This is a genomic window from Pseudovibrio sp. Ad37, assembly GCF_001623075.1.
Taxonomy (GTDB): Bacteria; Pseudomonadota; Alphaproteobacteria; order Rhizobiales; family Stappiaceae; genus Pseudovibrio.
The window spans coordinates 18,334-44,657 of record NZ_LMCF01000168.1; the positions used below are offsets into that span (position 1 = coordinate 18,334).

Consider the following 26,324-nt stretch of genomic DNA (forward strand, 5'->3'; position numbering starts at 1 on the left):
ATGCAGGAGAGTCAATCTTTACTTCAATAAAGACGCTACCTGCCTATGTCTCCAGTCTAACCCATCAAAGCCTGCGGCTCTATGAACTCGGCCAGAGAAAACAGCAGATCATCAAACCTTCTCAGCAAGACTGAGAGACTCTCTGATAAACCCCATGCCCTGTGCAATATCCTCTTCCAAGGCAACCTTTAAAGCAGTCTGATCATGCATTTTCAGTGCTTCCAATGCCTGTTTATGCTGGTCATCCAGATTCGCGGTACCAGATCGCCCATAGACCAGGCGCATAAATGGACCAAACTGAACCCATAGATTTTTGACAAGTTTGATAAGAATTTCAGATCGGCTTTTTGAGTAAAGATAAAAGTGAAACTCGTAGTTTCCGCGCATGTACCCTTCCACATCGCCAGTTTCCAGAGCGACATCAATCTGATCATCAATGCCTTGGAGAACCTGAATATCTTCTTCTTTCAAATTCACCAGAGCTTTTGATGCCAGTTCAACTTCCAACAACCGCCGAGCTGACCAGATTTCATCGATTATATCTTCGCAAACATCTGGGATAGAAACACGCCTATTGCCGTGTAATTCCAACGCGTTTTCTGCAATGAGACGTCGCACAGCCTCACGAACAGGCATCGCACTCACACCCAGTTCCTCAGCTAGCCCGCGCAGGGTCACAGCCTTGCCCGGCAGAAAGCCACCAAACAGGATCCGCTCTCTCAATTGCCGGTAAACCTGCTCATGAACAGGGATCCCCACATCAGGAACAACAGCGCTTTGTAAAGTCATCTTACTCATGAATGAACTATAGAAGCACCCGAACCAGCTGCAAAGATAATTTGATCACAAACTATTGCCTAGCTGAGAATTCTGTGGTCATCTTTCAAAACAGACACACAATTAAGAACAACGGAGACGGCCGGATCCAGACACGCCTGCACCAACGCTGTGCAAAAATTTGAGGGGGGAAGATGAAATGAGTTCAAACTTCAAGTCCAGACTGACGGGCACAATGGCGACCGCAATAATGGTTGCATGTGCAGCCAGTGCAGCGCACGCAGAAGGCACCATCAACGTTTACAATTGGTCTGATTACATCGACGAAAGCGTTCTGAAAGATTTCGAAGCTGAAACCGGTATCAAGGTCAATTACGACGTTTTCGATTCAAACGAGGTTTTGGAAACCAAACTGCTCGCAGGCACCACAGGGTACGATATAGTCGTTCCAACCGGCAGCTTCCTCTCCCGTCAAATTCAAGCCGGCGTCTTCCAAAAGCTGGACAAAGACGCCCTCCCAAACCTGAAGAACATGTGGTCGCTCGTCTCCGAAAGAACCTCCATCTATGACCCGGGCAATGCGTATTCCATCAACTACATGTGGGGCACCACTGGCATCGGCTACAATGTAGAAGCCGCAACTAAACGTCTGGACGGCAAACCGGTCGACAGTTGGGAAATCATCTTCAATCCGGAAATACTCGCCAAGTTTCAGGATTGCGGCATTCATATGCTGGACGCGCCAACAGAGCTCATCCCCGCAGCGCTTAACCACCTCGGGCTAGACCCTGACAGCCACAACAAGGCTGATATTGAAAAAGCTGCTGCACTCCTCAAAACCATCCGTCCATACGTCCAGAAATTTCACAGTTCCGAATACATCAACGCCCTCGCAAACGGCGATATCTGCTTAGCTATCGGTTGGTCTGGTGACGTCTTTCAGGCCCGCGACAGAGCAGCAGAAGCCGACAACGGCGTCACCATCAACTACATCATTCCAAAGGAAGGTGCGTTGATGTGGTTTGATCAAATGGCAATCCCGACAGATGCAACCAACTCTAAGGAAGCGCATATGTTCCTCGATTACATCATGCGCCCGGATGTCATCGCAAAAGCTTCCAACTACGTGGTCTATGCCAACGGCAACAAAGCCTCTCACGAACATCTGGATCAGGAGGTTCTGGAAGATTCCGCTGTGTATCCAGATGAAGCAACCATGGAAAAACTTTACGTCACAACGCCTTACGCACCTAAAATTCAGCGTATTGTGACCCGTGCCTGGACCGCAGTGAAGTCGGGCCAGTAATCATCGGCAGCAGTGGGCAACTCAAGTTGTCCGCGCGCCTTCCATGTTTCTTTGGAAGCAGGACAACAACAGAGGGTGGAGCGGGCCACGATGGAAACTCTGGTAAACACTCAGCCAGTCTGCAAATTCGCACCTTGGGAGGATCCAACTCAGGAACCTTTGGTGCGCTTTGAAAACGTCACGAAGAAGTTTGGCGACTTCACTGCCATTGAGGACTTAACGCTCAACATCTATGAGCGCGAGTTCTTCGCCCTTCTCGGCCCGTCCGGCTGCGGTAAGACAACTATGATGCGCATGCTGGCAGGGTTTGAATATCCCACCGCTGGCAACATCATGCTCGGTCAGAACAATCTGCAAAAGGCACCGCCACACAAACGGCCCGTCAACATGATGTTCCAGTCCTACGCCCTCTTCCCGCATATGACAGTGGAACAGAACATCGGTTTCGGCCTCAAACAGGAAAAGACTGCAAAGGTCGAGATCAAGCGACGTGTTGAAGAAATGCTATCTCTGGTTCAGCTGGAACCATTTGCCAAGCGCAAACCACACCAGCTTTCTGGCGGTCAAAAGCAGCGCGTTGCTCTTGCTCGTTCCCTCGCCAAGAAACCCAAGCTCCTGTTACTGGATGAACCGCTCGGGGCATTAGACAGGAAACTACGCGAGCAAACTCAGTTTGAGTTGATGAACATTCAGGAGCAGCTTGGCCTCACCTTCGTCATCGTCACACACGATCAGGAAGAGGCCATGACAGTCGCAAGCCGCATCGCCGTGATGGACCACGGCAAAATCGTTCAGGTCGCGACACCAGCTGAAATCTACGAGTATCCCAATTCCCGCTATTCTGCTGATTTCCTTGGCGATGTTAACATCATTGAAGGCCAGATAGATGTCACCACTGGCGAAACTGCAAGCCTGGCGTGGGCTGAAGGTGAAACACCTTTGGCACTCTCAACCAAACTTCGCCCTCAAGTAGGAACAACCGTCTGGCTCGCAGTTCGCCCTGAAAAACTCCGCATCTCTAAAGACAAGCCAGCAAACGCTGACAACTGCATTAAGGGCGAAGTCTGGGACATCGGCTACACTGGCAACATCTCAACCTACCACGTCAAAGCCTCAAATGGCTCCATTTTGAAAGCACAGGTCTCCAACAGAGAACATCTCGCCGACCGCCCAATCACATGGGAGGACACCGTCTATGTCTATTGGGAGAAAGGCGCTGGCGTCTTTCTGGAAACGTGAGGTGAGCGATGGCAGTTGCAGATATCACCTCCCCCTCAGAAGAAATACAGGAGACATCCAGTCCGAGTTCAGGCTGGGGACGCAGACTGCTCATAGCGATCCCGTATATCTGGTTGTTGATCTTCTTCCTCGCACCTTTCGTCATTGTACTGAAGATCTCCTTGTCCGATGTCGTACTGGCCCGCCCGCCATACTTTCCAAACTTCGACATATCAGAGGGCTGGCAAGGTCTGCTCGCCATGCTTCAGGCGTTTGACCTGGAAAACTATGTCTGGCTAACGGAAGATACACTCTACCTGAACTCATACCTGAGCAGTCTCAGAATCGCATTCATCTCAACGCTGCTCACTTTGGCAATTGGATACCCCATCGCCTATGCCATGGCCAAAGCCCCGAAAGAGTGGCGTGCAACCCTCCTGATGCTGGTGATCCTGCCCTTCTGGACCAGCTTCCTCATCCGCGTTTATGCATGGATCGGCATTCTCAAAAAAGAAGGCTTCCTCAACTACTTCCTGCTCTGGACAGGCATCATTGACGAACCCTTAATGACCCTCAACACCGACACTGCCATCTACATTGGCATCGTTTATTCCTACCTGCCTTTCATGGTCTTGCCACTCTATGCAGTTCTGGAAAAACTCGATATCTCACTGCTCGAAGCTGCAACAGATTTGGGGTGTTCGCCTCTCAAAGCCTTTTGGGTCATTACTCTACCCCTGTCATTATCAGGAGTTTGGGCAGGCTGTTTCCTCGTCTTTATCCCTGCTGTCGGTGAGTTTGTCATTCCAGACATTCTGGGTGGGTCCAGTACTATTATGATCGGCAAAACGCTCTGGGTGGAGTTCTTCTCCAACAGAGACTGGCCAGTCGCATCCGCCGTCGCAATTCTGCTGCTGCTTATGTTGATCCTACCCATCATCCTGTTCCAGAAACAGCAGGAAAAACAAGCGGAGGCCAGCCAATGACCCGCTTCAACTGGTTCAACACAACAACGCTCACACTCGGCTTTGCATTCCTCTACCTGCCGATCATCCTGCTGATGATCTACTCTTTCAACGAATCCAGATTGGTCACCGTTTGGGCTGGCTTCTCCACCAAGTGGTATCAATCAGTCTTCTTCAATGAAAGTTTCATCAATGCCGCATGGGTCACACTCCGTGTTGGCTTCATCTCTGCATCTGTCGCGACTGTGCTCGGCACCATGGCCGCACTTGTTCTCAATCGCGCCGGACCATTCCACGGCAAAACGCTCTTCACAGGTATGATCTACGCGCCAATGGTCATGCCAGAGGTCATCACGGGCCTGTCATTGCTCCTGCTGTTCGTCTCACTGGATTTCACCCGAGGCTTCTGGACAGTCACACTGGCACATATAACCTTCTCCATGTGCTACGCCGCCGTTGTCGTCTCGGCCAGACTGGTGACATTCGAACGTAGTCTGGAAGAAGCTGCCCTTGATCTGGGATGTACCCGTTTTTCCGCCTTCATGCAGGTAACACTGCCCATCATCTTTCCGGCAATTCTAGCAGCATGGTTGCTGGCCTTCACGCTTTCTCTGGATGATCTGGTCATCGCCTCCTTTGCTTCAGGTCCAGGCGCAACCACCTTGCCGATGAAGATCTATTCGCAGGTGCGCATTGGCGTTTCACCTGAAATCAATGCCCTGTCATCCATTCTCATTGCTGTTGTTGCTGTTGGTGTGGTCACCGCTTCGCTGGTCACAAAACAAGCACAGGTCAAGCGCATGAAAGAAGAACGGCTGGCGATAAGCTCAATTTGATCGAGGAAGTACACGTGTCTGATACAAAACACCCATCCTCGCTGGATGAATACTCAAAAGGCGATCTGGCCTACACCCGCTCCACCCCTTATGGGACCATAGCCGAATCCAGCTATGCCGGAGCGCTCAGTTTCATGCGACGCAGATTCACCAAGGACCTTAAGGGGATAGATGTCGCTGTCTGTGGCATCCCCTTTGACACGTCCGTCAGCAACAGGCCGGGGTGTCGCTTCGGCCCAAGAGCAATCAGGCAAGCTTCCTCCATATTGGCCTGGGATCACGCATGGGGCTGGTCCTTTGACCCGTTCGACCGCCTTGCTGTTGTCGACTACGGCGATTTCATCTTCGATCCCGGCTACCCCATGAGCGTACCGGAAGAACTGGAACAGCAGGCCTCAGCCATTCTGGACGCAGGTACGGCAACACTCATGCTGGGTGGAGATCATTTCTGCACCTATCCCATGCTCAAAGCGCACGCAAAAAAACACGGACCACTCTCCCTCATCCAGTTTGATGCACACAGCGACACATGGACTGACAACTCCAGCCGTATTGACCATGGCACCATGTTCTACAGAGCGGTAAAAGATGGTCTCATCAACCCGCAGACATCGATACAAGTTGGTATCAGAACCAACAATGAGAACACACAGGGCCTGACCACAATTACGGCGGACTGGGTCCGTAATAACGGCGCACAGGCCACGATTGAACGCATCCATAAGGTGACAGGCAAAAGTGCCAGCTACATCAGCTTCGACATCGATTGCCTCGATCCAGCCTTTGCACCAGGAACAGGAACACCGGTTGTTGGCGGTCTGAACACCGGAGAGACACGAGAGATCCTGCGTGGGCTTGCTGGAATAAACCTAAAAGGCATGGACCTTGTAGAAGTCGCACCAGTCTACGACCATGCAGAGATCACAGCACTGGCCGGTGCTACTTTAGCCTTGGATTTACTTTGCATCTATGCCAGCCAGTTCAATCAGAACACTCGATAAAACAACACATCAGATCACGACCAGAAGAGTTCGCATGCCAACCCTGACAGCAGTACAGCCGCAATTGGAACAGTTTCGACTTGAAGCAGATGCCTTTTTGAAACAACATCCCGACCTCGAAAAGATCGAGGTCCTTTATGCTGGCTTTTGTGGCCCGCTCAGAGGCAAATGGTTGCCAGCAGAAATGCTGCACAAACTGGCCGAAGGCGGTGTTCGGTTGCCCTTGTCCACCGTCGCACTGGACGTGTGGGGCGTTGATGTGCCGGCAACAGGCCTTGCCATTGAGCGCGGAGACCCGGATGGCATATGCATCCCAGCTCCAGGAACGCTGAAGCGCGTGCCATGGGCCAAAGTGCCGACCGCGCAAGTGCTCGTCACTCTTTTCGAGATTAAGGACCAGAAACCAACCCCACTGGATCCAAGATATGTTCTTGAAACCGTTGAGAAGAAATTCCAGAACAAGGGCCTGACACCTGTTGTCGCCACGGAGCTGGAGTTCTACTTCGTCGATATGGAATCCGGTCCAACTGGCTTACCACTCCCTCCCTACATTCCCGGCACCAACCAGCGTCTCGAAGCCTCACAGATCTATGATCTGGACATCATGGCTCAATTCGAACCGATCCTCATGGAGATCAACCAAGCCTGTAAAATTCAGGATATCCCTGCAGACACCACCACCTCCGAGTTTGGTCACGGGCAGTTTGAGATCAACCTGCTTCACGTGCCAAGTGCAGTGGAAGCTGCGGATCACTGCCTGCTGTTCAAGCGCGTTGTCCGCCATATTGCCCGCAAGCACGGCATGGATGTCACGTTCATGTCAAAACCCTACGCAGAAGAGACTGGCAGCGGCTTCCATGTCCACACCAGCCTGCTGGATACTGAAGGCACCAACATCTTCAGCGGCAGCACAGAGGAAGCAAACCCGGCCTTGCACAACGCCGTAGGGGGCCTGCTGGACACTATGCTGGACATGCAAATCCTGTTTGCTCCACACGCCAACTCCTACCGCCGCTTGCAGCCGGGTTCTTATGCCCCAATCACCTGTTGCTGGGGGTATGACCACCGCGCTGCAGCTATCCGCGTGCCAGCCACACATGGCAAAGGCGCTAGGCTGGAGCACCGAGTCTCTGGCGCTGATGCCAACCCATATCTGGTTGTCTCAGCGATCCTTGAAGGCATTCATCACGGTCTTGAAAACCGAAGCGATCCCGGTACTCCAATCACCCTGGAAGCGGACCTCACCCAATATGATCACCTGACAGGAAACTGGGAGACAGCAATCCAAACATGGGCGCAAAGCAAAACGGCTGAGCAGATGAGCACAGCAGAGTTTCATCGCATGTACTGCATCAGCCGGAAAGCTGAGTACGACGTGTTTGCAACCACCGTTACTGGATTTGAGTGCCAGACCTACGCCAGGAAGGTCTGACATTTCGTCAAGACTAGGAAGGCTCCTTGATGTTGCGCTCCATCAGCAATTGATAGGCTTTGGGTGACAACCGGTTAAGCCACCACGCCAAACTGGCAACGCGGCCAACCGGTTTCATCTCTGTCTTGCGCACATACGCCTTGTAGATGATGTCCGCCGCCCGCTCCGCGCTCATATAATCAACGCCATCTGTTGACGAGCCCGGACGCGCCAGACCGTTCTCTTGCGTCTCCGACCGTCCAACATTGGTTGCCACAAACGAAGGCGCTGCAATCAATGTATGAACGCCATAAGACTTCTCTTCAGACCGCAACGACCCAAAAAAACCCTCCAGCGCATGCTTGCTGGCCGCATAAGCTGTCCGTTTAATCAGTGGCGAGAAGCCGGCAACAGACGAGATCGCCAGATGGCATCCACTGGAGGCCCGCACCGCTTTCAAAAATGCCCGCGCCGTATGCACCGCTCCGAAGTAATTCACATCCAGCACTTTGCGATGCGCTGTCAGGTCCATGTCCGCAAACAATCCGATATGCGTAATACCTGCATTATAAACCACCAGATCAATGCTGTTGTGCCGAGTTAAAACCTGCTGAGCAACCTGCTCAACCGCACCCCCATCCGTTAAATCGCAGGCATAAATGCTCTGTCGCTCATTTTGTGGCAGCTCCTCCAGTACCGGACCGGGCAAATCCAGAAGAACCGTATGCCAGCTCTCGCGCTGCAACCGAGTTGCAAGTGCCTGCCCTAAGCCACCAGCACCGCCTGTAATAACCGCTGTTTTCATCAAAGCCCCACAGATGCTCGCCAGTGTTCAAACACTTCTGCACTTGTCTTTTCCGGAGTATAGCCAAACACTGATTTCAACCGCTCATTGGCCAGCACAGGCCGGTATTGCAAAAACCGAACCTGCTCCGGTCCATACCGGGAAAGCCGCAGCGGCTTCGCCACACCTAAAACGAATTTCAACAACCAGGACGGCAACTTGAGAACAGGCTTATTGAGTATTTGCCCCAACCGCTGCATCGACAACGCTCCATCACCCGCCACGTTGTAAATCCCCTCAGGAGCCTCTGTCACGGCAAGGAACAGAATGCGCGCAAGATCTTCTGTCCAGATAAACACGAACGCACTGTCCGATCCCGCGACCCCAAGCAGCCTCGGCTTATGGAACAACGCGGTAATCTGATTGTTCATGCCCGTTCCAAGAACCGTCCCAACCCGCAACACAACCTGCTCCAGTTGCGGTGCCTCCGCACGTGCATGAGCCAAAGCAGCTTCAACCAGACGCTTATGGTAGGAGTACGCGAACTCTTCGTTGCCGCGAATATGATCATCCTCATGCAATGGAACAGGATTGTCTGCATGATACCCATAAGCTGCCCCGGATGAGGTGACGACAAGACGCTTCACACCTGCTTTGATCGCAGCATCAATCACCGACTGAGTGCCAACAACATCAACCAGATACTCAATATCCCGTGTAGAACCCACAGAGGGTGTGACGATGGAAGCCAGATGCACAATCACATCAGGCCGCTCTTCCTCAATCAGCGCTGACACCCTGTCTGTAGTCACATCCAGCGTTTTGAACCGGGCATTTGCTGGGAGGCCACTCGGCTCACGAATATCAGTCGCAACAACCTCCTGCTCCGTGCCCGCCAATTGCCTCAGAAATGCTTGTCCGACACCTCCGGCAGCACCGGTAATAAGAAGCTTGGTCATGACGTCGCCTCCGCGGGAAGCTTGACTGCTTTGCGCGCCATAAAACTGGCAAGCACCAGTCCGCTGATCGCATGCCAAATCCCCCAGGCAGCCGCCACAACAGACATGCCGCCAAGCCCACCAAAAAAGCCGAAGATCAACACCAGCCCCAGACCGGAATTTTGGATGCCAGTTTCAATCGTAATGGCCCGCCGGTCATAAGCAGACACACCAGCAACGCTCGCCAGAGTATATCCCGCCGCTAAAGCCAGCCCATTATGGACAATTACGAGAGAGGCAACAGCACCCACATAGGCAAGAAAAAACGACCAGTTGGCAAACAGCGCGATGAAGATGAAGCCGATGAAAATCCCCATGGACGCCATGCGCAGTGGCTGCCGGATTTTGGCAGCCAGCTGTGGTTTGATGCGGTTGAGCATGATGCCAAGGAACAATGGCAACACCAACATAAAGCAAACAGTAATTGCAACTGACAGCTTATCGATATGCGTCTCTTGCAATATCGCGCGCGTGGGGCCGTAAAGACTACCCCAAAATGCGATATTAAAGGGTGTCGCAACAATTGCTCCCACCGTAGCAAAAGCCGTCATGGAAACCGACAGCGCTGCATTACCTCCTGCACGATGAGTGATGAAGTTTGAGATGTTCCCACCCGGACACGCCGCCACCAGAATAAGCCCCAAAGCAATCGAAGGCCGGGGCTGAACGATCAGAACAAGCAGAAATGTGAGGCTCGGCAAAACCAGAAATTGAGAGCACAGCCCAATCACCACAGGCTTTGGCGAGAGCGTCAGTCGTTTAAAATCCGCAGGACACAGGTCCAGCGCGATTGAGAACATCACAACAGCCAGAATACCATTGAGCAGGGTCAGCGAACCGGAACTGAAGTTGAGAACAACAAGGTCAATGTCACTCATGCCATCTCCCTCTTCAACGCTTGTGTGCGCTTGTTCAGTGCGGAGCGATAACTCTGTTTGTCCACGTAGTAAGCCATCCGCGCCAGCTTGAGGTAGTTCATCCCCCCAGTCTCACGCTCAAATCCCTTGGCTTTCTCAGCTTTGATTACCTCAGCTGTCGTACTTCCATCCCTGAGGCCTCTCAGATAACGTGCAACCAGTTCCGCCTGATCGTGACGCCCCTGCCAACCAAGACCGGTTGCCTCAATCATACCCATCACAAACAGATCGTTTCGATTTGGATGCATACAGTTCAAAAACAAATGTGGAGCATCGCCCTGCCAGTTCAAAAGCGCTTTGTCGATAAAGGGGTAATGCAGTTTATAGCCAGTCGCCGTAACAATGAGATCATACTCAGCCTCTTCTCCATCACGAAATCGGACTGTATTTCCATCCAGTTCCTTGATGTCAGCACGAATATCAATATCCCCGTGGCCTGCATGATAAAGGATAAGCGAGTTCACCACGGGATGGCTCTCATAAAGCTCATAATCTGGTTTGGGAAACCCATAGGCCTGCGGATCACCAACAAACCATTTCAGCAATATCTGATCCACTCGCCGCTTCAACCAGAGCGGCAACTTCACCGCCCCACCCAGCGTGTCTGCCGGTTTCCCAAAAACATACTTGGGAACAAAGTAATAGCCACGACGCATGGATATATCGCACTGGACACCATGATGGATCGCATCCACCGCTATGTCACAACCTGAATTGCCCGCCCCAACAATCAGCACCCGCTTGCCAGCAAACTGCTGTGCACTCTTGTATTGGCACGAATGAATGAGATCGCCAGAAAACTCTCCAGCAAACTTTGGCATATTGGGTTCAGAAAGCGTGCCATTGGCGATCAGCACCCCGGCAAATTCAGCTGAATGATCTCCGTCCTGATCTCTCCAGCTGACCGTCCACCCCTCACCATCACCTCCCAACGGCGCGATGCGGGTCACTTCTGCTCCAAAATGATAGTGCCGCTTCAAATCAAACTTTTCGGCAAACTCCTGAAAATAAGTCTTTAGTTCGCGGTGACCGGGATACTCAGCAATGTGATCATCCATCGGAAAATCTGTAAACTCAGTCATTTTCTTGGATGAAATCAGATGCGCAGACTCGTACATGGTCGACTTCGGCCCATCAATGTCCCACAGCCCACCGACATCGCTGTGCAGCTCAAAACCCTGAAAATCTATTCCCTGCTCAATAAGTGTCTTGGCCGTGGCGAGCCCCATCGGCCCTGCCCCAATTAAGGCATAGCTCTCCTTTGAAATATTCACTGTTCGTCCCCCCTCAGAACTACAATTAGATTGAACAGTCGTACAAAATAAGGCAAGCTCTTTTTATGATTAAGAAGATTTCGCAGGAAAAACAAAGACAAAGAGCTCCTTCAAAAAGCTCTTTGGAGACGCGCCAGAAGATTCTCGACGCCGCAGAACACCTGTTTGCCTTTCGCAGTTATGACGCTGCGTCCATCAGGGACATTGCCCAAAAAGCAGGGGTAAAACTGGGCCTCGTAAACCACCACTTCGGCACGAAGGAAGACCTGTTCTTTAAAACAGTCGAACGCCGCGCCGAAGAACTCGCCCGTCTCCGCCTTGATGCACTGGAACAGCTAAAGGCTTCAGAAGAAGTCATGATACTGAAAGGCATTCTGGAGAGTTTCTTCTACCCTTATCTGGACAAGGCAGAAAACAGCGGTCCCGGCTGGCTCGCCTACGCACGTCTGGTTGACATGGTCTCTGCAGAAGAACGCTGGAGCGCAATCTCACAAGCTTGTTTTGACCCAACAGCAAAAGTATTTCTTTCAGAAATCGCCAAGCTCTATCCCACTGCCAACCTTAGAAAAGTCTCCGCAACTTTCGTCTTTTCCATCTCTTCACAAATCGCTCTTTGCACCTCAGCCTGGCGTGTTGATGCAATGGCAGAAGAAGATCACACCTCCGGCATTGCTGAAATGAAAACATTGCTCGTAGCCTATGCCACAGCCGGCATCCATAGCGCCCTGTCTGGACCTTAATGGAATCCGTTCAAGGCTCCTTCAAAGCAGATCAATCAGCCTGTGCAACTCGGGCCTTCAGTTCTTTCTTGTCTTCAGCTGAAAGATCCCGCCAGTCACAATCCTGCAGGCACGCCTCCATCGCATAAAGCGCGAGGATGGAGACACCCCGACCAAACCGAAATTTCAGCCGTTGATAAGCTTGCACAGCTCCAAGCTCATGCAGATCATCTTCACTGCAAACATCAACCTCAGACAGCATATATTCGGTCTTCGGGCCCAGGTTTCTCAATTGACTGATCGACTTGCTCAAAATGCACCATTCCAGACGTTTAACTCGGGCTTCACCTGCTCAAAGCACTGCATCTAAGCATAATTCGGAGATCGCCGTTCCAGAAACGCATTAATCCCTTCCTGCGCTTCATCATGTCCCAGCGCCTCTGCCATTGTATCCAGCTCCAGATCCATCTGCTCCTCAAAGCTGTTGTGATCAGCAGCAGATACCAACCGCTTGATCGCCCCCTGTACCCTTGTTGGACCTTGCGCTATACGATCCGCGATCAGATGCGCTTCTGCCAAAGCAGGCTTATCGCTAAGCACATTGACCACCCCTAACTGATAGAGCCGTTCAGCCGAAACAGGTTGTCCCAGCAAACACATCTCCAAGACCAGCTGACGGGGAATAAGCCGGGACAATGAAGCGGTAGCCCCGCCATCCGGCACCAGTCCAACCTTAACATAAGCCAGCGTAAACTGAGACTGCCGCTCTGCCACCAGGAAGTCACAAGCCAGAGCCAAAGACACACCGGCCCCGGCAGCCCCTCCATCAACCGCCGCAATCACCGGTTTTGCGCAGTCCTTTACTTTTCGAACCAGATTATGGAGTTTTTCAATATTATTTTTTCGTTCAGAAACCGTCATCTCGCGGCGCTTAACCAACGTGTTCAGATCGCCGCCCGCACAGAAATAACCGCCTTCTCCCATCAGGATAACGCTACGGATCTCTGTGTTCTGATTGGCGAGATCCAACGCCTGCGAAAGCCCGTCGTAGTATTCCGGCGAAAGCGCATTGCGACGAGAAGAGTTACAGTTCATGACGATCAGACGATCCGCCTTGCGCTCAACGCTGACAAGAGAAGCACGCTTCATGACATTGCCTCTCGCGCAGATTCCCTCTGCATAGCTCCAACAAAGCGCTCCAGATGGTAGTCGACATCGCCAAGTTGATGATCGATCATCATCAAACGCTTGGCATAATGTCCCAGAGCATACTCCTCGGTCATGCCAATACCGCCATGCAACTGAATGGTTTCTTCGCAAACCAGTTGCGCCACACGGCCAATCAAATTCTTAGCTGCACTCACATGCTTATCTCGCTGGAAAGGTTCAGCAGAGAGGTGCCCCGCTACATTGATCAGTGCAGAGCGAGCCTGTTCGATCTCAATCAGGACCGTCGACATCCGGTGCTGAAGTGCCAGGAACTTGCCCAGCGCACGGCCAAACTGCGTCCGCACGCGCAGATACTCAACCGTCAAATCCTTCGCCGCTTCCATCGCCCCAACGGCCTCGGCACACAGCGCAGTCACACCTGCAGCGCGTGCTGCCTCCAGACCAGAAAGGACAGCCTCCGAAGCCCCCAAACACGCTGAAGCAGGCAAGGCTACATTCACCAGAGCAATATCGCTGGCGTGGTAGCCGTCCAGATTGGGATAGGAGTACCGCTCCACGCCCGAAGCATCGGCATCTATCATGAACAGTTGCAGCCCGTCGGCACCACGAGCGCTCACAATCAGCTTGTCCGCACTTGGTCCGCCAATCACCACCGACTTTGTACCGTTGAGCCGATAGCCATCCTCTACCCGCTCTGCAGTTGTCTCTACAACATCCAGATCATAACGCGACTGAGGCTCTTCCAATGCGGGAACGATCTTGAGCTTCCCGTCAATCACATCCCCGATCAGCGCCTTCTGCTCCTCAGTCCCAAGCTCGCTCAACAACCGCCCAGCCATAACGCCAGAGGCCATCAAAGGCTCCACGCAGGCAAACCGGCCCAACTCCTCAAACACGACCGCAATATCAAAACCGCTGCCTCCAAAGCCCCCATGCTCTTCTGCAAACAGCACCCTAATCACACCCAGCTCAGCAAAATCATTCCAGATTTCCTCCGAAAAACCCTGCGCGTGCCCAACAGAGTTAGCTCGTTGCGAGGCATCGTAGTTATCTGAAAGGTAGCGATGCAGAGTGTCCTGAAGCATCCGTCGTTCGTCACTATGATTGAAATCCATGGAACGCTCCTAAAGGCCGAGAATAGCTTTACTGATGATGTTGCGCTGGATCTCGTTAGACCCGCCAAAGATGGAAAGTTTGCGGTTGTTGAAGTAGCTCGGGCTCGCAGCAGCAGCATAATCCGGTCCAACACCCTGAGCATTCGCACCGCTGTCCAACGCCTCAGACACAAACGGCATGGCATAGCGCCCAACCGCTCGCCGCGTCAGATCATTGATCGCCTGCCGGATCTCCGTCCCCTTAATCTTCAGCATGGAACTTTCCGCTCCCGGAGCCTGCCCCGCAGCCGCTTTGGCAATCATGCGCAGGTTCGTTGTTGCCATAGCCATCAGATCAATCTCAATCTGCGCAACCCTTGCAGCAAAATAAGGATTGTCCAGCAAAGGTTTGCCGCCAGACATCTGCTTGGCACAAACATCCTTCAAATGAACAAGAGCTGCCGTCGAAAAGCCCACACCTGCAATGTTGGTACGCTCATGGGTCAACAGATACTTGGCGTAGGTCCAGCCCTTGTTCTCTTCCCCAACAAGGTTGGCGACCGACACCCGCACATCCTCAAAAAACACCTCATTCACTTCCTGCCCACCATCAATCAACGTAATGGGCCGAACTGTGACACCCGGTGTCTTCATATCAATCAGCAAAAACGAAATGCCTTCCTGCGCCTTGACCTCCGGATCCGTACGCACAAGGCAGAAGATCCAATCCGCATGCTGACCCAGTGTAGTCCAGGTTTTCTGGCCGTTGACAACATAGTGCTCACCATCACGCACAGCACGAGTTTTCAGGGAAGCAAGATCGGACCCCGCCTGCGGTTCGGAATACCCCTGACACCACCAGTCTGTACCATCCAGAATACGTGGCAAAAAGTGATCCTTTTGCACCTTGCTTCCAAACTTCAAAAGCACGGGTGCCAACATGAAAAGCCCGAAAGGCATCGTACGCGGCGCATGGGCAAGGCAAAGCTCTTCCTCAAAGATATGCCGATAAACTGCATTCCAGCCAGTTCCGCCATACTCTTCCGGCCAGTTGATCGCCAGCCACCCTTGCCTGTTCAGCGTGGCATGCCACTCCTCATGGTCCGCCTTGGAAAGCCGCTTTCCCAATCTGACTTTTTCTGAGAGCGTCTGCGAAAGATTCTCTTTCAAAAACGACCGCACCTCGTCGCGAAACGCCAACTCATCAGCTGAATAGTTCAAGTCCATATGCCGCCCTCCCTGCTTCATTGGACATAACTGTCGGGAGGACATGGAACGCATGCCCCCACCTCATCTCCATCATGAGATCAGAGTATCGCGCACCCAAATTATTTCAATATGTAATTTATAATTCCATTATGCAGAATTTATAGTAAGCAACTACCTCGTCCCAAGCCATTTCCTCGTGCTGCAAGTTCTTGAAATACGTTAGCCGCGGTTGATCAGAACCGAGGGCAAGCCCAGCGCGCGTTCCAGCTCTTTCACTCGGTCCCGCAGTTTAGGCCCAACCTCATTCTGCATGCGCTCATAGCTCAGCATGTCTGGCGTCGCCCCACAGCTGATCGCAACCGGCTCACCAAAATCATGAGAACGAAACCCTGTCGAAACAGCATTGATGTTTTCCGCATAACGCTTGTCTTCATCAACAATGACAAAACCTTGCGCCAACAACTGCGAGTAACCCGCATTTCTCGCAGCCTGCAAAGCCTCCGCACCGATGCTGTCATCCCGCCCGTGCACACGCTCACAAACCTGAGCAAACTCATGGTCTGTTACGCTTGCCAGATAAGCATGACCAGAGGACGAGCCTGTGATCGGAATGCGATGTCCCACTTCCAACCAGATGGCAGGTGCTCCCTGTGGTCGCCACGTCTTAGTCAGCAACATCTTGTTTTCATCAAGCACTGCCAGCAAAGCCAATGTACCTGTCTCATCAGCAAGCTGCTGCATCATCGGGTTCGCCGCTTCAATGAAGGAAACAGAGGCACTGGCAATATTGCCCAGCGCCAGAGCAGCAGGGCCAAACCGATACCGGTCATGACGACGCGCATGGCTGAGATAGCCAAGCTGCTGAAGAGTGAAAGTTAAGCGGGAAACCGTGGACTTGGGAATGCCGGTACGCTGAGAGATTTCCTGGTTGCCCAGCCCGTCATCAGAAGCCCGGAATGCCCGTAAAACCTGCAGCCCTCGCGCCAGCGTTGTCGCAAACCGCCGGTCTTTTTCTTCATGTCCGCTCAACGCTAAAACCCCACCCCAATCATTTACATCCCTTGCCTAACACACATCATCCACCTCAAAGAACACCAGCACGGCATCCAGCAGCAATTCTCCAAGACAAATGCCGCTCAGACCTCCAGCCATTCTCTTCGGATGTCATCGCGCTCACGGAAGTCCTCCGGTGTCCCATGATAAACAATCTCCCCATGCCCCATCACATAAACCTGCTGGGCGATCTTCAGAGCAATGGAAAGTTTCTGTTCCACCAGCAAGATGGAAACACCGGCTCGCGCAATCTCCGCAATCAGTTCCCCAACCTGCGTCACAATCTTAGGTGCAAGCCCTTCGGTCGGTTCATCAATGATGATCAGATCAGGATCTCCCATCAGCGTCCGACAAATAGTGAGCATCTGCTTTTCCCCGCCAGAAAGCACACCAGCTGCCGTATCAGCGCGAGATTTGAGATTGGGGAACATGTCAAGCATTTGCTCAATGCTCCACCTACCCGGTTTCCGCATGTCCTTGATACCAAGCAGAAGATTGTCCCGCACACTCATCAGAGGGAAGACATCCCGGTTCTCCGGCACATACCCAAGCCCCTTACACGCAATGCTATGGCTCGGCAGACCAGAGATAGTCTCACCCTTGAACCAGATATCTCCCTTTGGTGCCACCTCACCCATAATCGCCTTGGCCGTGGTGGACCGCCCGACACCGTTGCGCCCTAACAGCGCCGTCACACTGCCCTTGGGCACATCCATGTTCACACCGCGCAGCACATGACTTTTGCCATAAAACGCATGCAGATCTCGGACCTTCAGCATTTCACCTCCAGCAGTTCCACTCATGCACTCATCTCCGCAAAATCTGTCTCATCCCCAAGATAAGCCTCTCGCACCCGTGCATTGCCGCGAATTTCCTCTGGCGTCCCTGTTGCAATGATCTCGCCATAAACAAGCACTGAAATTCGGTCAGAAAGCCCAAACACAACCCCCATGTCATGCTCTACGATCAAGAGCGTCTTGCCTTCCGTTGCCATCTCGATGAGTTTGATCGCCCTGTCAGTTTCAGAGTGACTCATGCCAGCCGTCGGCTCATCCAGCAAAATCACATCTGCCCCACCTGCAATGGTGATAGCAATCTCCAGCGTGCGTTGATCCGCATAGGTCAGCAGCACAGCAGGCACATCGGCTTTATCCGTCAGCCCCACCTTCTCCAACACCTCGGCAGTCTTGCGCTGCACCTCCTTCAGGTTACCAATGTTCCGCCAGAAACTGTGCCCATACCCAAGCGACCACAACACCCCGCAACGTACATTCTCACGCACTGACATATTGGCGAAGATGTTGGAGACTTGAAAACTACGCGACAATCCAAGCCGGTTAATCTGGTGAGGTTTCAGGCCCGAGATCTGCCGCCCAGCCAAACTTATTGTTCCCGAACTTGGCGGAAACAGACCGGAGATAAGATTGAACAGCGTGGACTTGCCAGCTCCGTTGGGACCAATAATCGCATGTCGTTCACCTCGGGCAATGTCCAGCGAAACCCCTTCAATGATCTTCGCCGGACCAAAGTTTTTGCGCAGGTCCGTCAGCTGTAAAGCAGGAGCACTCATGAGCCCATACCTCCCTGTTTGGAGAGCACTTTGAGCGAGCCCATGCCAACACCTGCAAGCACCAAACCAACTGTCCATGGCATCATCTGGTCAGGAGCAAGATGGAAACCAAACGGTTCAAAAGCCTCTCCAAACCCATTGGAATGCCGAACAGCCAACTCAACCAGCACAATGACACCAGCTGCAGACAGCAGGGCCGAAATAGCAAACGCCCCAGCTCGCACAAGCCCCTTGCCGCTCAGTGATTGCCTTAAGGCAGTCGTCCCGCTCAAAAGCAAACCAGCAAGCCCGCCCGGCGCAAACAAGATCATCCCGATAAACAAAAGACCCAGATAAAGCAGCCATGCTTCCGAATAATCTGAGAGATTGGACTGCATGTAAGTCAACACCACAGCCCCAAGAATAGGGCCTGCAAAGTAGCGAGCACCACCAATGAACGCCATTAACAACACCAGACCCGACGGGATCACGCTCAGGCTTTCTGGCGTAAAGATCTCATAGCTCACCGCAGACATTCCGCCTGCCAATCCGGCGAAACCGCCAGCAGCAATAAACACCAGATAGCGCACACGGTTTGGGTTGTAGCCCACAAACTGCACACGCTCCGGATTATCCCGCACCGCTTGCGCCAACTTGCCAAGTGGCGTGCGGGTGAACGCATACATCAGCGCAACCCCAAGAAAGGTCCAGAACGCGATAAACCAGTACACTTCGCCCAAAGGCCCAAGAGACAACCCGAACAGCTCAACACCATTCATGCGATCGCCAGTGATGCCTTCCTCGCCACCGAAGACGCTGATGAACATGAAACCGGCAGCAGCAACAAGCTCGGCAATGCCAAGCGAAATCATGGCAAACGGCACACCCGCCCTCCGGCAGGACGGCCAACCAATCACAGCTCCCGCCAGCGCTCCTCCAGCAAAGCCCACCAAAGGCAAGGCAAACATGGGAAAGGCAGCCCATATACCACCATCATAACTGGCATTCTCAATCGCATTCATCCCATGCATGGCTGCATACCCACCAAGGCCAAAATAGACAGCATGACCAAAGGAAAGCATGCCCGCCTGCCCTAGCAACATGTTGTAGGACAGAGCAAAAACCATATTGATGCCGATAGCATTGAACAGCGACAGCCATGTTCTGGATGGCTCAAACAGTGGAATACTTAGCAGGATTAAGGCAAGCAGCAAAAGCGGCAGAACCCGTGTTGCAAACTTGTAGCGTGCACTCGGTGCCAGATCAGGCACCCGGTCAAGACTGTAGTCGGTCAAAACTCACGCTCCCCCATCAGGCCACGCGGACGCAGCATCAACATCAGCACCAGAAGAAGGAACGGCAACATGGGAGCCAAGGACGCAATCGTAATGCGCCCGATATCGCCATCTGCGCTCAATCCGGCAAACGAAAAGATCTCTGCAAAGTTGCTATCAATTGAAATGGCAAAGGTCTGAAGAAAGCCAATCAGCAAACTGGCAATAAACGCCCCTTCCAAACTGCCCATACCGCCAACCACAACAACCACAAAAACAATCGGTCCGATTGAAAACGCCATGGACGGCTCGGTTACCAGATAGTTGCCGCCAATCACCCCGGCCAAACCCGCCAGCGCACAGCCTGCCGCAAACACCAGCATAAAGATCCGCGGCACGTTATGTCCCAGGTGAGACACCATATGCGGATGTGTCAGCGACGCCTGAATGATCAGCCCGACCCGCGTTCGCTTCAACAGGTACCAAAGCCCCGCCAGCATCGCGATGGACACAGCCAACATGAAAATGCGATATGCCGGATACTGAGAACCGAACAGTTCAAAGAGCGAATAATTGAGCTCCGGCGGAATCTCATAGGCAACTGCAAACTTGCCCCAGATGATCTTCACCAGCTCCTCAATCACATAAGCCAGCCCGAATGTGAAAAGCAGCTCAGCCACATGCCCCCTGGCATGCACTTTGCGCAGGCCCCACTTTTCAACGCAGGCTCCAGCTGCTCCAACGCAAATCGGCGCCAGAAATAACGCAAACCAGAAGCCGGTGTGCTGGCCAAGGGTAAATGCAAAATAGGCACCCAGCATGTAAAAGCTGGCATGAGCCATATTGAGAACGCCCATCATACTGAAAATCAACGTCAATCCGCTGGACAGCATGAACAGCAACAAGCCATAGATCAGCCCGTTAAGCAGAGCAAAAACAACCGTCTCCATAACATCCCTCAAGAGAAAAGAGCACGCTCAAGCCCAATTGCCCGAGCATGCCATTGTTCAAGTAAGATCGTTAGGAAGGACGACGCATCCTGCACGTCGTCGGAGTTTCAGTCGCCACTGCCGGAATGGTGATATCTGTCTTAAACCCGTAACCGGTATTCTCAACATCACGGGCAACACCCTCAGAAAACGTAGAGATATAAAGCGGCTGCATCAGCTGGTGGTCATCCGCCCGCATAGTCACCTCTCCATACGGCGTCTCATAAGTCATCCCTTCCAGCTCAGCTGCAACCTTGGGCACATCCACTGACCCAACCGCATCAACGGCCTTGTCAAGCATGTTCATCAAGGTGAAAACCCGCTCATAATAGTAATCAAGACTATTGGTTTTCTCAAAATCATCCACCCGTGCCATCTGCTTTTCAGAGGCCTCGATGTTCTCGTGGAACTCGGTGATCTGCTTCACCAACCCAACAGCGCTCTGCCCCATCGCGGTCGGAGCCCCAAGGCCGCCGCCATAGAACGTCAGATACGGCACTGTATGACCGGACGCATTAGCCGCTTTCACCAGCAGCGTCATGTCTGTTCCCCAGTTTCCCGTAAACACGACATCTGCCTTCGCGCTCATCATTTTCTGCACGTAGGGTGTGAAATCCTTAACCTTGCCAATAGGATGAAGCTCTGCACCAACAATCTTGATGTCCGGACGTTTCTCCTCAATCATGGATTTTGCAGCTGCTGTAAACGCTCGCCCGTAAGAGTAATCCTGCGCCAGAATGTAAGCAGACTTGATGTCTTTCTGATCCCGCAGCCAATCAGTCAGACCCGCCATTTTCATGTCAACATGCGCATCAAACCGGAAATGCCAGTAGTTGCATTTCTTGTTGGTCAATGCCGGATCAACCGCCGCATAGTTGAGGAAAAGGACCTCTTCTCCCGGATTACGCTTATTGTGCTTGGCTATCGCATCGGTCAAAGCATTTGCAACGCTCGACCCGTTCCCCTGCGCGATAAAGCGGACGCCCTGATCAATCGCTTTCTGCAACTGAACAAGGCTCTCTTTCGGATTGATTTTATTATCAAAAGCAACCACTTCCACCTGCATACCGCCCATACCACCAGCAGCATTGATTTCATCAGCCGCATAGCGGAAGTGCTTCACCCCAGCATCACCCGTACTCCCAAACGGACCTGATAGCGGATCAATATATCCGATCTTGATAACTTCAGCTTCCGCAGAGAGAACACCGCCGGAAAGCAGAAGTGCAGCCAGACTAGATTTCAATAAAATACCTTTAGACAAAACAACCCCTCCCCAAAAATATTTTTCATTATAATTTTATTAAGGCAATGAGATATTCATCAGACTATATTGTCAAGCAATAAGTAAAAACCAATTCCGCATAGTGACTTAAGCAATTTTACAGCTCAAAGCAGAGCCGAGTCATCTGTTTGAAAACTTCATCATAAGCCACTGCCAATAAACATTGCATGCAGCCTGCAAATTTCTTCTTCAAATGATTGTAGCTTGTATCAAACAGCACAACACACTCTCGAGACCGGCCCTACAGAATATCCCAGATAAATCAGTAGCGTTAGGGACAGCTGAATGGGCAACTTCAAAATCATTCACGACTTGATGGTTGAAGTCGGACCGCTTCTGGAAGCCTTGGAGATATCAGAGTACGCAGAAGCCAAAACCTGGACTGTTCTACTGGAAGATTTCCTGATCATCCTGGAAAGTGATGAAGACAATAATATCCTTCATATCTCCACCATTTTAGGGAGCCCTGCGCCAGAAGCCCGAAGGGATACTTATCTTAACACCCTACGCTACTCAGGGGAACAACAGGTGGAAAACAATTACCGTGTTGGCCTTGTTGAGAAGGACGGTGATCTCGCATTGATCAAAACCGAGTGCACCAACAATCTGGATAGAAACAAACTCTACACCACGCTCAAAGACTTCTTGAGTGAAGCTGGCAAACTCAATCTCATGATTGAAACCACACCCGGACCGCAGATCTCCCTGACCGAAAACGCAGGCGAAATCATTTTACCCGCCTGATAAGCGTTTACGAGCAAGGATAACTCCAAATCTTCTTTTAAATTTTTACTCAAGTGTTTGCTGCGGCACACCTGTGGCTTTTTCCAATTGTTAGAAGCGAAAGGTGAATTGGCCTGAAAGCAAGAGCAGGCTGAAATCAGGAGCAGGACGTGCAAAAAATCTTTCAAATGTTGTCAGGGAGAAATGATGTTCTCCTGGCATTTCTTTTGATCGCAATCGTATTCATGATGATCCTTCCGTTGCCGACGGTTCTCGTGGATACGCTCATTGCAATCAACCTGAGCCTTGCGGCGATCCTGCTGATGGCCGCGCTCTACCTGAAAGATGTTGTAGCCCTCTCAGCCTTTCCGTCTATCTTGCTTCTGACGACTCTCTTTCGCTTGTCTTTGTCCATCACGACGACCCGTCTGATCCTGCTTAAAGCCGATGCCGGTGAAATCATCGACACCTTCGGCAACTTTGTGGTTCAGGGCAATCTGGTCGTCGGTATCGTTATCTTCCTGATCCTGACCATCGTAAACTTTCTGGTGATCACCAAGGGATCTGAACGCGTGGCTGAAGTCTCTGCCCGTTTCTCCCTTGATGCGATGCCCGGCAAGCAGATGTCGATCGATTCCGACATGCGTGCTGGCCAGATCGAACTGGATGAAGCCAAGCGCCGCCGCACCAAGCTGGAAAAAGAAAGCCAGCTTTACGGTTCCATGGACGGCGCCATGAAGTTCGTAAAGGGCGATGCAATTGCAGGCCTGATCATCACCGCGGTTAACATCATTGGCGGCGTCATCATCGGCACCTCCCAGCATGGCATGAGCGCTGTTGATGCTTTGGATCGTTACACCATTTTGACCATTGGTGATGGTCTGGTTGCTCAGATCCCGGCTCTGTTCATCTCCATCACAGCTGGTTTCATGGTCACCCGTGTAAGCACAGAAGATTCCAGCGACCTTGGATCTGACATTGCCAAACAGTTGAACAGTGAACCAAGGGCCCTCATGATTGCAGCGACAATCATGGTCGGCTTCGCGCTTATTCCTGGCTTCCCAACTTTCATCTTCTTGCTCCTTGCAGCAATCTTTGGTTCTGTCTCTTTCTTCTCCATGCGAAAGACAAAGTCTCAGTCCGCGAGAAAGGACTCGCAGCAGCTCTCAGCCTTTGCGCCCGCCATAGCGCCTGAAGGCGAAGCTATGATGATGCCCGACGAGGACATGGCGACCGAGGTGGAAGCCGCCCAGGATCTGGCCATTACAATCACGGTTCCACTCATTGTCGATATCTCGTCCTCAGTCAGGTCCACACTCAACCCGAAGAAGCTCGACAGAGAAGTCGCAAAGGTGCGCAAAGCGCTCTATTTCGATCTCGGCGTCCCCTTCCCCGGCATCAAACTGCGCCTCAACGAAAGCCTGCCGGAAGGCGAGTACCGTATCCTCGTCAACGAAGTCCCTGTTGCCCGTGGCGCAGCACGTTCCGGCTATTTCATTGCCCGCGAAACACCACCAAACCTCGCAATGTTCAACATTCCTTACGAGGAAGGCGACAGTTTCCTGCCAAACACCCCGTCCTTCTGGGTGAACAACCGGCACTTTGAGCAAGCCACCCGCGCTGGTATTCAAACCCTGACACTGACCGGCATGCTCAGTCTGCATTTGGCTCATGTGCTTAAACAGCACGCCGCAGAGTTCCTCGGCATTCAGGAATGCATGTTCCTGCTCAAGCACATGGAAGGCGACTTTGACGAGCTGGTCCGCGAAGTAAACCGCGCCGTCCCTCTCATCTCATTAGCCGATGTGCTCAAGCGTCTGGTCCGTGAGGACATCTCCATCCGTGATATGCGCACGATCCTGCAGGCTATCGTGGAATGGGGTCAGAAGGAAAAAGATCCGCTTATGTTGACGGAGCATATCCGCATGGCATTGAGCCGCTACATCACGCACAAATACTCTGCAGGTCAGCACATCATTCCGGCATACCTCATCGATAAGGACATCGAAGATGAAGTGCGCGGTGCCATCAGGCAGACCAGCGGTGCCTCCTATCTGGCGCTTTCGCCGGATACACACCGCCAGCTCATCACAGTTATGCGCAGCGCCATTGGCGATAATCTGGCACACAACGGCATCGCTCCGGTCATTCTGGTCCCAATGGATATCCGCCGTTTCTTCAGAAAAGTAATCGAGCGCGACTATGCCGATCTGGCTGTGCTGTCCTTCCAGGAACTGGCGCCAAACGCCAACATCCAGCCATTAGAGAAAATCAGTTTACGCGGCAAGGTTGGCACCCTACCAGCCTGATCCCCGAATACCGCGTAAAATCTGCCCTTTGCCCGGGCAGTAAGGTGGAACCCGAATAACCATAATCAGAAGCCCCAACTTCGGGTCATCGGGTTCCACCTGTTCTTAAAATGTTGGGAAGAAATCATCATCCTCGTTGATCTCAGCACCGTACTCCCCATCATCAAACTGAAAATCCTTATAACCATCCTTTTCGGTCGCTCCAGCTTTTAGTCCCTCCTCCAGAACCTTAAAGGCATCGGCAACCTGATTTGCAGGATTTTTCCAGAATACGATCTGACCAAAAATCATTGCTTCTGAGTAGGTCCCTAAAGACGTAAGCACTTTTGCTGCATCATCTTTGTTGAATGGATTTCCGTCTGGTTTAATCAGTGCAAGGTGCACGCCTTTTACCTTGGTGCCGTCTCGCACGGTAACACCGATGCAAGAACTGAAGCCGGTGAATTTGATTTCCCCTTCCCCGCATCCAACTTCTCGCTCAGCTATAGCCATGATATCCGCAGCCTCTTTCAAACTTCCATCTTCCGGCAGTATCAGATCTGGTTTGGAGACATCACCATGAACGGCAGGAACGTCTTCAGGCTTAGACGGCTCCTGAACTTCTGCTTCCACTTTTTCTTGAGCAGCTGTTTTCTCAGGCTCCGTGACGTCATCTTTAACCTGCTCATGGACGTCATCTGTCCCTTTTTCCTCGGCCTTTTCCTCGCTCTTAACGTGGTCCTGACCGACAGCTTCCACTTGGTCCTGAGAACCGACTTTCAGCTCCGGCTGGTCATCTCCCTCAGGCTGATCACCAGTCCCATCCGGCTCCTCATCAATAACCTGAGCAGGGGTTTCCGGGTTAACACCAATGTGTTTCAAAACATCAGTCGCCCATTTTTCATGCTCAACACCCATGCTCGTTCTCCGAAAAGTTGCTCAAGCAATTCTCGCGGGCACACTTTAAATTCGCATGAAGGTGGAGCATCCATTTTTGTACTAATCCAACCCAAGTCTCAGCATCCCCACACACAAGCACCAAAAGCACCGCATGACCTCTCATGCAGTGGTGAAGCTAAAATCCCGAGAAACGGGAGAGGCAAGGCGAGCAGGCAATACCTGCGCTACGTGTTAAATTAGTTTCTTCGGCATTGGCTGCTCGCCTCACCCGGGCGTTTTTGTATGAAACAAGGTCTCCACCGAAAGGCATTGGGAGCAGATGCCTACCCTTCAACGTGAGGCCTTACAAAACACAAGGCTTTGCTTCGAATCTCACAGTCAGGGCAGTTGCTGTAAAGGACACTTTGACTTGTCCCTGACAGCAGCAGCTGCCAGTGTAGACGCCCATCGGGTGACCAGCTTCCGCTTGGTCCCTGCACTAAAGACTTTCAAGGGGTGTTTCAACGGACCCGCCGGAGGATGCGTTATGTCTTCCGGTAGCCCCGCCCAGCCCACGTCACACTGACGGTCGCTCCGCCAGCTGC

25 protein-coding genes are annotated in these 26,324 nt (G+C 52.2%); 9 read left to right on the forward strand and 16 right to left on the reverse strand.

All coding sequences use genetic code 11. The features are described 5' to 3' along the window. Positions 1–111: 111 nt before the first annotated feature. The gene (locus PsAD37_RS20035) at positions 112–798 is read right to left on the reverse strand and encodes a GntR family transcriptional regulator (protein WP_208991991.1); all 687 of its coding nucleotides are present in this window, start codon (positions 796–798) and stop codon (positions 112–114) included. Positions 799–976: 178 nt separating this feature from the next. On the opposite strand from PsAD37_RS20035, the gene PsAD37_RS20040 reads away from it, so the two are divergent. The 6 genes from PsAD37_RS20040 (at position 977) to PsAD37_RS20065 (ending at position 7,535) form a co-directional block, all read left to right on the forward strand. Further along, positions 977–2,083, forward strand: coding sequence for a polyamine ABC transporter substrate-binding protein (locus PsAD37_RS20040; RefSeq protein ID WP_063297641.1), 1,107 nt, complete (start codon positions 977–979; stop codon positions 2,081–2,083). Between the two features lie 90 nt (positions 2,084–2,173). Further along, positions 2,174–3,322, forward strand: a complete 1,149-nt coding sequence (locus tag PsAD37_RS20045; protein ID WP_063297642.1) for an ABC transporter ATP-binding protein — start codon at positions 2,174–2,176, stop codon at positions 3,320–3,322. A gap of 8 nt (positions 3,323–3,330) precedes the next feature. Continuing rightward, positions 3,331–4,287: an ABC transporter permease subunit gene (locus PsAD37_RS20050; RefSeq protein ID WP_208991992.1), complete on the forward strand. Its 957-nt coding sequence runs from the start codon at positions 3,331–3,333 to the stop codon at positions 4,285–4,287. Further along, positions 4,284–5,102 (forward strand): ABC transporter permease, encoded by an 819-nt coding sequence (locus tag PsAD37_RS20055; RefSeq protein WP_063297643.1) that lies wholly within the window; start codon positions 4,284–4,286, stop codon positions 5,100–5,102. Before PsAD37_RS20050 ends, PsAD37_RS20055 begins: the two co-directional genes overlap by 4 nt. 14 nt (positions 5,103–5,116) lie before the next feature. Continuing rightward, positions 5,117–6,103: an agmatinase gene (gene speB / locus PsAD37_RS20060; protein ID WP_063297706.1), complete on the forward strand. Its 987-nt coding sequence runs from the start codon at positions 5,117–5,119 to the stop codon at positions 6,101–6,103. Between the two features lie 34 nt (positions 6,104–6,137). After that, on the forward strand, positions 6,138–7,535 hold the full coding sequence (locus PsAD37_RS20065; protein ID WP_063297644.1) for a glutamine synthetase family protein: 1,398 nt from the start codon (positions 6,138–6,140) through the stop codon (positions 7,533–7,535). A gap of 13 nt (positions 7,536–7,548) precedes the next feature. Here PsAD37_RS20065 and PsAD37_RS20070 read toward each other — a convergent pair whose 3' ends face one another. The 4 genes from PsAD37_RS20070 to PsAD37_RS20085 are packed head-to-tail and all read right to left on the reverse strand — an operon-like array spanning position 7,549 to position 11,487. Further along, on the reverse strand, positions 7,549–8,319 hold the full coding sequence (locus PsAD37_RS20070) for an SDR family oxidoreductase (RefSeq protein WP_063297645.1): 771 nt from the start codon (positions 8,317–8,319) through the stop codon (positions 7,549–7,551). Continuing rightward, on the reverse strand, positions 8,319–9,257 hold the full coding sequence (locus tag PsAD37_RS20075) for an SDR family oxidoreductase (protein WP_063297646.1): 939 nt from the start codon (positions 9,255–9,257) through the stop codon (positions 8,319–8,321). Before PsAD37_RS20075 ends, PsAD37_RS20070 begins: the two co-directional genes overlap by 1 nt. After that, positions 9,254–10,174, reverse strand: coding sequence for a bile acid:sodium symporter family protein (locus PsAD37_RS20080; protein WP_063297647.1), 921 nt, complete (start codon positions 10,172–10,174; stop codon positions 9,254–9,256). The genes PsAD37_RS20075 and PsAD37_RS20080 overlap by 4 nt, the downstream gene beginning before the upstream one ends. Continuing rightward, a complete protein-coding gene (locus PsAD37_RS20085) occupies positions 10,171–11,487 on the reverse strand; it encodes an NAD(P)/FAD-dependent oxidoreductase (RefSeq protein WP_063297648.1) in 1,317 nt (438 codons plus the stop codon). The genes PsAD37_RS20080 and PsAD37_RS20085 overlap by 4 nt, the downstream gene beginning before the upstream one ends. 65 nt (positions 11,488–11,552) lie before the next feature. On the opposite strand from PsAD37_RS20085, the gene PsAD37_RS20090 reads away from it, so the two are divergent. Continuing rightward, entirely contained in the window at positions 11,553–12,227 is a 675-nt protein-coding gene (locus tag PsAD37_RS20090; protein ID WP_063297649.1) for a TetR/AcrR family transcriptional regulator, read from the forward strand. A gap of 31 nt (positions 12,228–12,258) precedes the next feature. On the opposite strand, the gene PsAD37_RS20095 is transcribed toward PsAD37_RS20090, so the two are convergent. The 10 genes from PsAD37_RS20095 to PsAD37_RS20140 form a co-directional block, all read right to left on the reverse strand. Further along, positions 12,259–12,519 carry a TfoX/Sxy family protein gene (locus tag PsAD37_RS20095; RefSeq protein ID WP_153039817.1) on the reverse strand — a complete coding sequence of 87 codons (261 nt, stop codon included), beginning with the start codon at positions 12,517–12,519 and terminating at the stop codon, positions 12,259–12,261. Positions 12,520–12,572: 53 nt separating this feature from the next. Continuing rightward, positions 12,573–13,355 carry an oxepin-CoA hydrolase, alternative type gene (locus tag PsAD37_RS20100; protein WP_063297651.1) on the reverse strand — a complete coding sequence of 261 codons (783 nt, stop codon included), beginning with the start codon at positions 13,353–13,355 and terminating at the stop codon, positions 12,573–12,575. Then, positions 13,352–14,491: an acyl-CoA dehydrogenase family protein gene (locus PsAD37_RS20105; RefSeq protein ID WP_063297652.1), complete on the reverse strand. Its 1,140-nt coding sequence runs from the start codon at positions 14,489–14,491 to the stop codon at positions 13,352–13,354. The genes PsAD37_RS20100 and PsAD37_RS20105 overlap by 4 nt, the downstream gene beginning before the upstream one ends. Positions 14,492–14,500: 9 nt before the next feature. Beyond that, entirely contained in the window at positions 14,501–15,697 is a 1,197-nt protein-coding gene (locus PsAD37_RS20110; protein WP_063297653.1) for an acyl-CoA dehydrogenase family protein, read from the reverse strand. A 201-nt stretch (positions 15,698–15,898) separates the two neighbouring features. Beyond that, positions 15,899–16,708 carry an IclR family transcriptional regulator gene (locus tag PsAD37_RS20115; protein WP_063297654.1) on the reverse strand — a complete coding sequence of 270 codons (810 nt, stop codon included), beginning with the start codon at positions 16,706–16,708 and terminating at the stop codon, positions 15,899–15,901. Between the two features lie 107 nt (positions 16,709–16,815). Continuing rightward, positions 16,816–17,511 carry an ABC transporter ATP-binding protein gene (locus tag PsAD37_RS20120; protein WP_063297707.1) on the reverse strand — a complete coding sequence of 232 codons (696 nt, stop codon included), beginning with the start codon at positions 17,509–17,511 and terminating at the stop codon, positions 16,816–16,818. Positions 17,512–17,531: 20 nt separating this feature from the next. Beyond that, complete coding sequence (locus tag PsAD37_RS20125) at positions 17,532–18,302, reverse strand: ABC transporter ATP-binding protein (protein WP_063297655.1); 771 nt, start codon at positions 18,300–18,302, stop codon at positions 17,532–17,534. Then, entirely contained in the window at positions 18,299–19,576 is a 1,278-nt protein-coding gene (locus tag PsAD37_RS20130) for a branched-chain amino acid ABC transporter permease (RefSeq protein ID WP_063297656.1), read from the reverse strand. Before PsAD37_RS20130 ends, PsAD37_RS20125 begins: the two co-directional genes overlap by 4 nt. After that, positions 19,573–20,505: a branched-chain amino acid ABC transporter permease gene (locus tag PsAD37_RS20135; RefSeq protein ID WP_063297657.1), complete on the reverse strand. Its 933-nt coding sequence runs from the start codon at positions 20,503–20,505 to the stop codon at positions 19,573–19,575. The genes PsAD37_RS20130 and PsAD37_RS20135 overlap by 4 nt, the downstream gene beginning before the upstream one ends. 70 nt (positions 20,506–20,575) lie before the next feature. Continuing rightward, positions 20,576–21,808, reverse strand: a complete 1,233-nt coding sequence (locus PsAD37_RS20140) for a branched-chain amino acid ABC transporter substrate-binding protein (RefSeq protein ID WP_063297658.1) — start codon at positions 21,806–21,808, stop codon at positions 20,576–20,578. Between the two features lie 306 nt (positions 21,809–22,114). On the opposite strand from PsAD37_RS20140, the gene PsAD37_RS20145 reads away from it, so the two are divergent. Both PsAD37_RS20145 and sctV read left to right on the forward strand, forming a co-directional pair. After that, positions 22,115–22,573, forward strand: coding sequence for a type III secretion system chaperone (locus PsAD37_RS20145; protein ID WP_063297659.1), 459 nt, complete (start codon positions 22,115–22,117; stop codon positions 22,571–22,573). A gap of 206 nt (positions 22,574–22,779) precedes the next feature. Further along, positions 22,780–24,861, forward strand: a complete 2,082-nt coding sequence (gene sctV, locus PsAD37_RS20150) for a type III secretion system export apparatus subunit SctV (protein ID WP_370446620.1) — start codon at positions 22,780–22,782, stop codon at positions 24,859–24,861. A gap of 105 nt (positions 24,862–24,966) precedes the next feature. Here the strand turns inward: sctV and PsAD37_RS20155 are convergent, their stop codons facing one another. Then, positions 24,967–25,758, reverse strand: a complete 792-nt coding sequence (locus tag PsAD37_RS20155; protein WP_063297660.1) for a hypothetical protein — start codon at positions 25,756–25,758, stop codon at positions 24,967–24,969. Positions 25,759–26,324: the final 566 nt, after the last annotated feature.

What these genes read in the sequence shown, in the direction of transcription:
- PsAD37_RS20120 (WP_063297707.1), bottom strand. Translation starts at nt 17,511, where the DNA reads ATGCTGAAGGTCCGAGATCTGCATGCGTTTTATGGCAAAAGTCATGTG.
- PsAD37_RS20055 (WP_063297643.1), top strand. Translation starts at nt 4,284, where the DNA reads ATGACCCGCTTCAACTGGTTCAACACAACAACGCTCACACTCGGCTTT.
- PsAD37_RS20040 (WP_063297641.1), top strand. Translation starts at nt 977, where the DNA reads ATGAGTTCAAACTTCAAGTCCAGACTGACGGGCACAATGGCGACCGCA.
- PsAD37_RS20110 (WP_063297653.1), bottom strand. Translation starts at nt 15,697, where the DNA reads ATGGACTTGAACTATTCAGCTGATGAGTTGGCGTTTCGCGACGAGGTG.
- PsAD37_RS20050 (WP_208991992.1), top strand. Translation starts at nt 3,331, where the DNA reads ATGGCAGTTGCAGATATCACCTCCCCCTCAGAAGAAATACAGGAGACA.
- PsAD37_RS20065 (WP_063297644.1), top strand. Translation starts at nt 6,138, where the DNA reads ATGCCAACCCTGACAGCAGTACAGCCGCAATTGGAACAGTTTCGACTT.
- PsAD37_RS20155 (WP_063297660.1), bottom strand. Translation starts at nt 25,758, where the DNA reads ATGGGTGTTGAGCATGAAAAATGGGCGACTGATGTTTTGAAACACATT.
- PsAD37_RS20070 (WP_063297645.1), bottom strand. Translation starts at nt 8,319, where the DNA reads ATGAAAACAGCGGTTATTACAGGCGGTGCTGGTGGCTTAGGGCAGGCA.
- PsAD37_RS20045 (WP_063297642.1), top strand. Translation starts at nt 2,174, where the DNA reads ATGGAAACTCTGGTAAACACTCAGCCAGTCTGCAAATTCGCACCTTGG.
- PsAD37_RS20125 (WP_063297655.1), bottom strand. Translation starts at nt 18,302, where the DNA reads ATGAGTGCTCCTGCTTTACAGCTGACGGACCTGCGCAAAAACTTTGGT.
- PsAD37_RS20090 (WP_063297649.1), top strand. Translation starts at nt 11,553, where the DNA reads ATGATTAAGAAGATTTCGCAGGAAAAACAAAGACAAAGAGCTCCTTCA.
- PsAD37_RS20080 (WP_063297647.1), bottom strand. Translation starts at nt 10,174, where the DNA reads ATGAGTGACATTGACCTTGTTGTTCTCAACTTCAGTTCCGGTTCGCTG.
- PsAD37_RS20035 (WP_208991991.1), bottom strand. Translation starts at nt 798, where the DNA reads ATGAGTAAGATGACTTTACAAAGCGCTGTTGTTCCTGATGTGGGGATC.
- PsAD37_RS20100 (WP_063297651.1), bottom strand. Translation starts at nt 13,355, where the DNA reads ATGAAGCGTGCTTCTCTTGTCAGCGTTGAGCGCAAGGCGGATCGTCTG.
- PsAD37_RS20075 (WP_063297646.1), bottom strand. Translation starts at nt 9,257, where the DNA reads ATGACCAAGCTTCTTATTACCGGTGCTGCCGGAGGTGTCGGACAAGCA.
- PsAD37_RS20105 (WP_063297652.1), bottom strand. Translation starts at nt 14,491, where the DNA reads ATGGATTTCAATCATAGTGACGAACGACGGATGCTTCAGGACACTCTG.
- PsAD37_RS20145 (WP_063297659.1), top strand. Translation starts at nt 22,115, where the DNA reads ATGGGCAACTTCAAAATCATTCACGACTTGATGGTTGAAGTCGGACCG.
- PsAD37_RS20135 (WP_063297657.1), bottom strand. Translation starts at nt 20,505, where the DNA reads ATGGAGACGGTTGTTTTTGCTCTGCTTAACGGGCTGATCTATGGCTTG.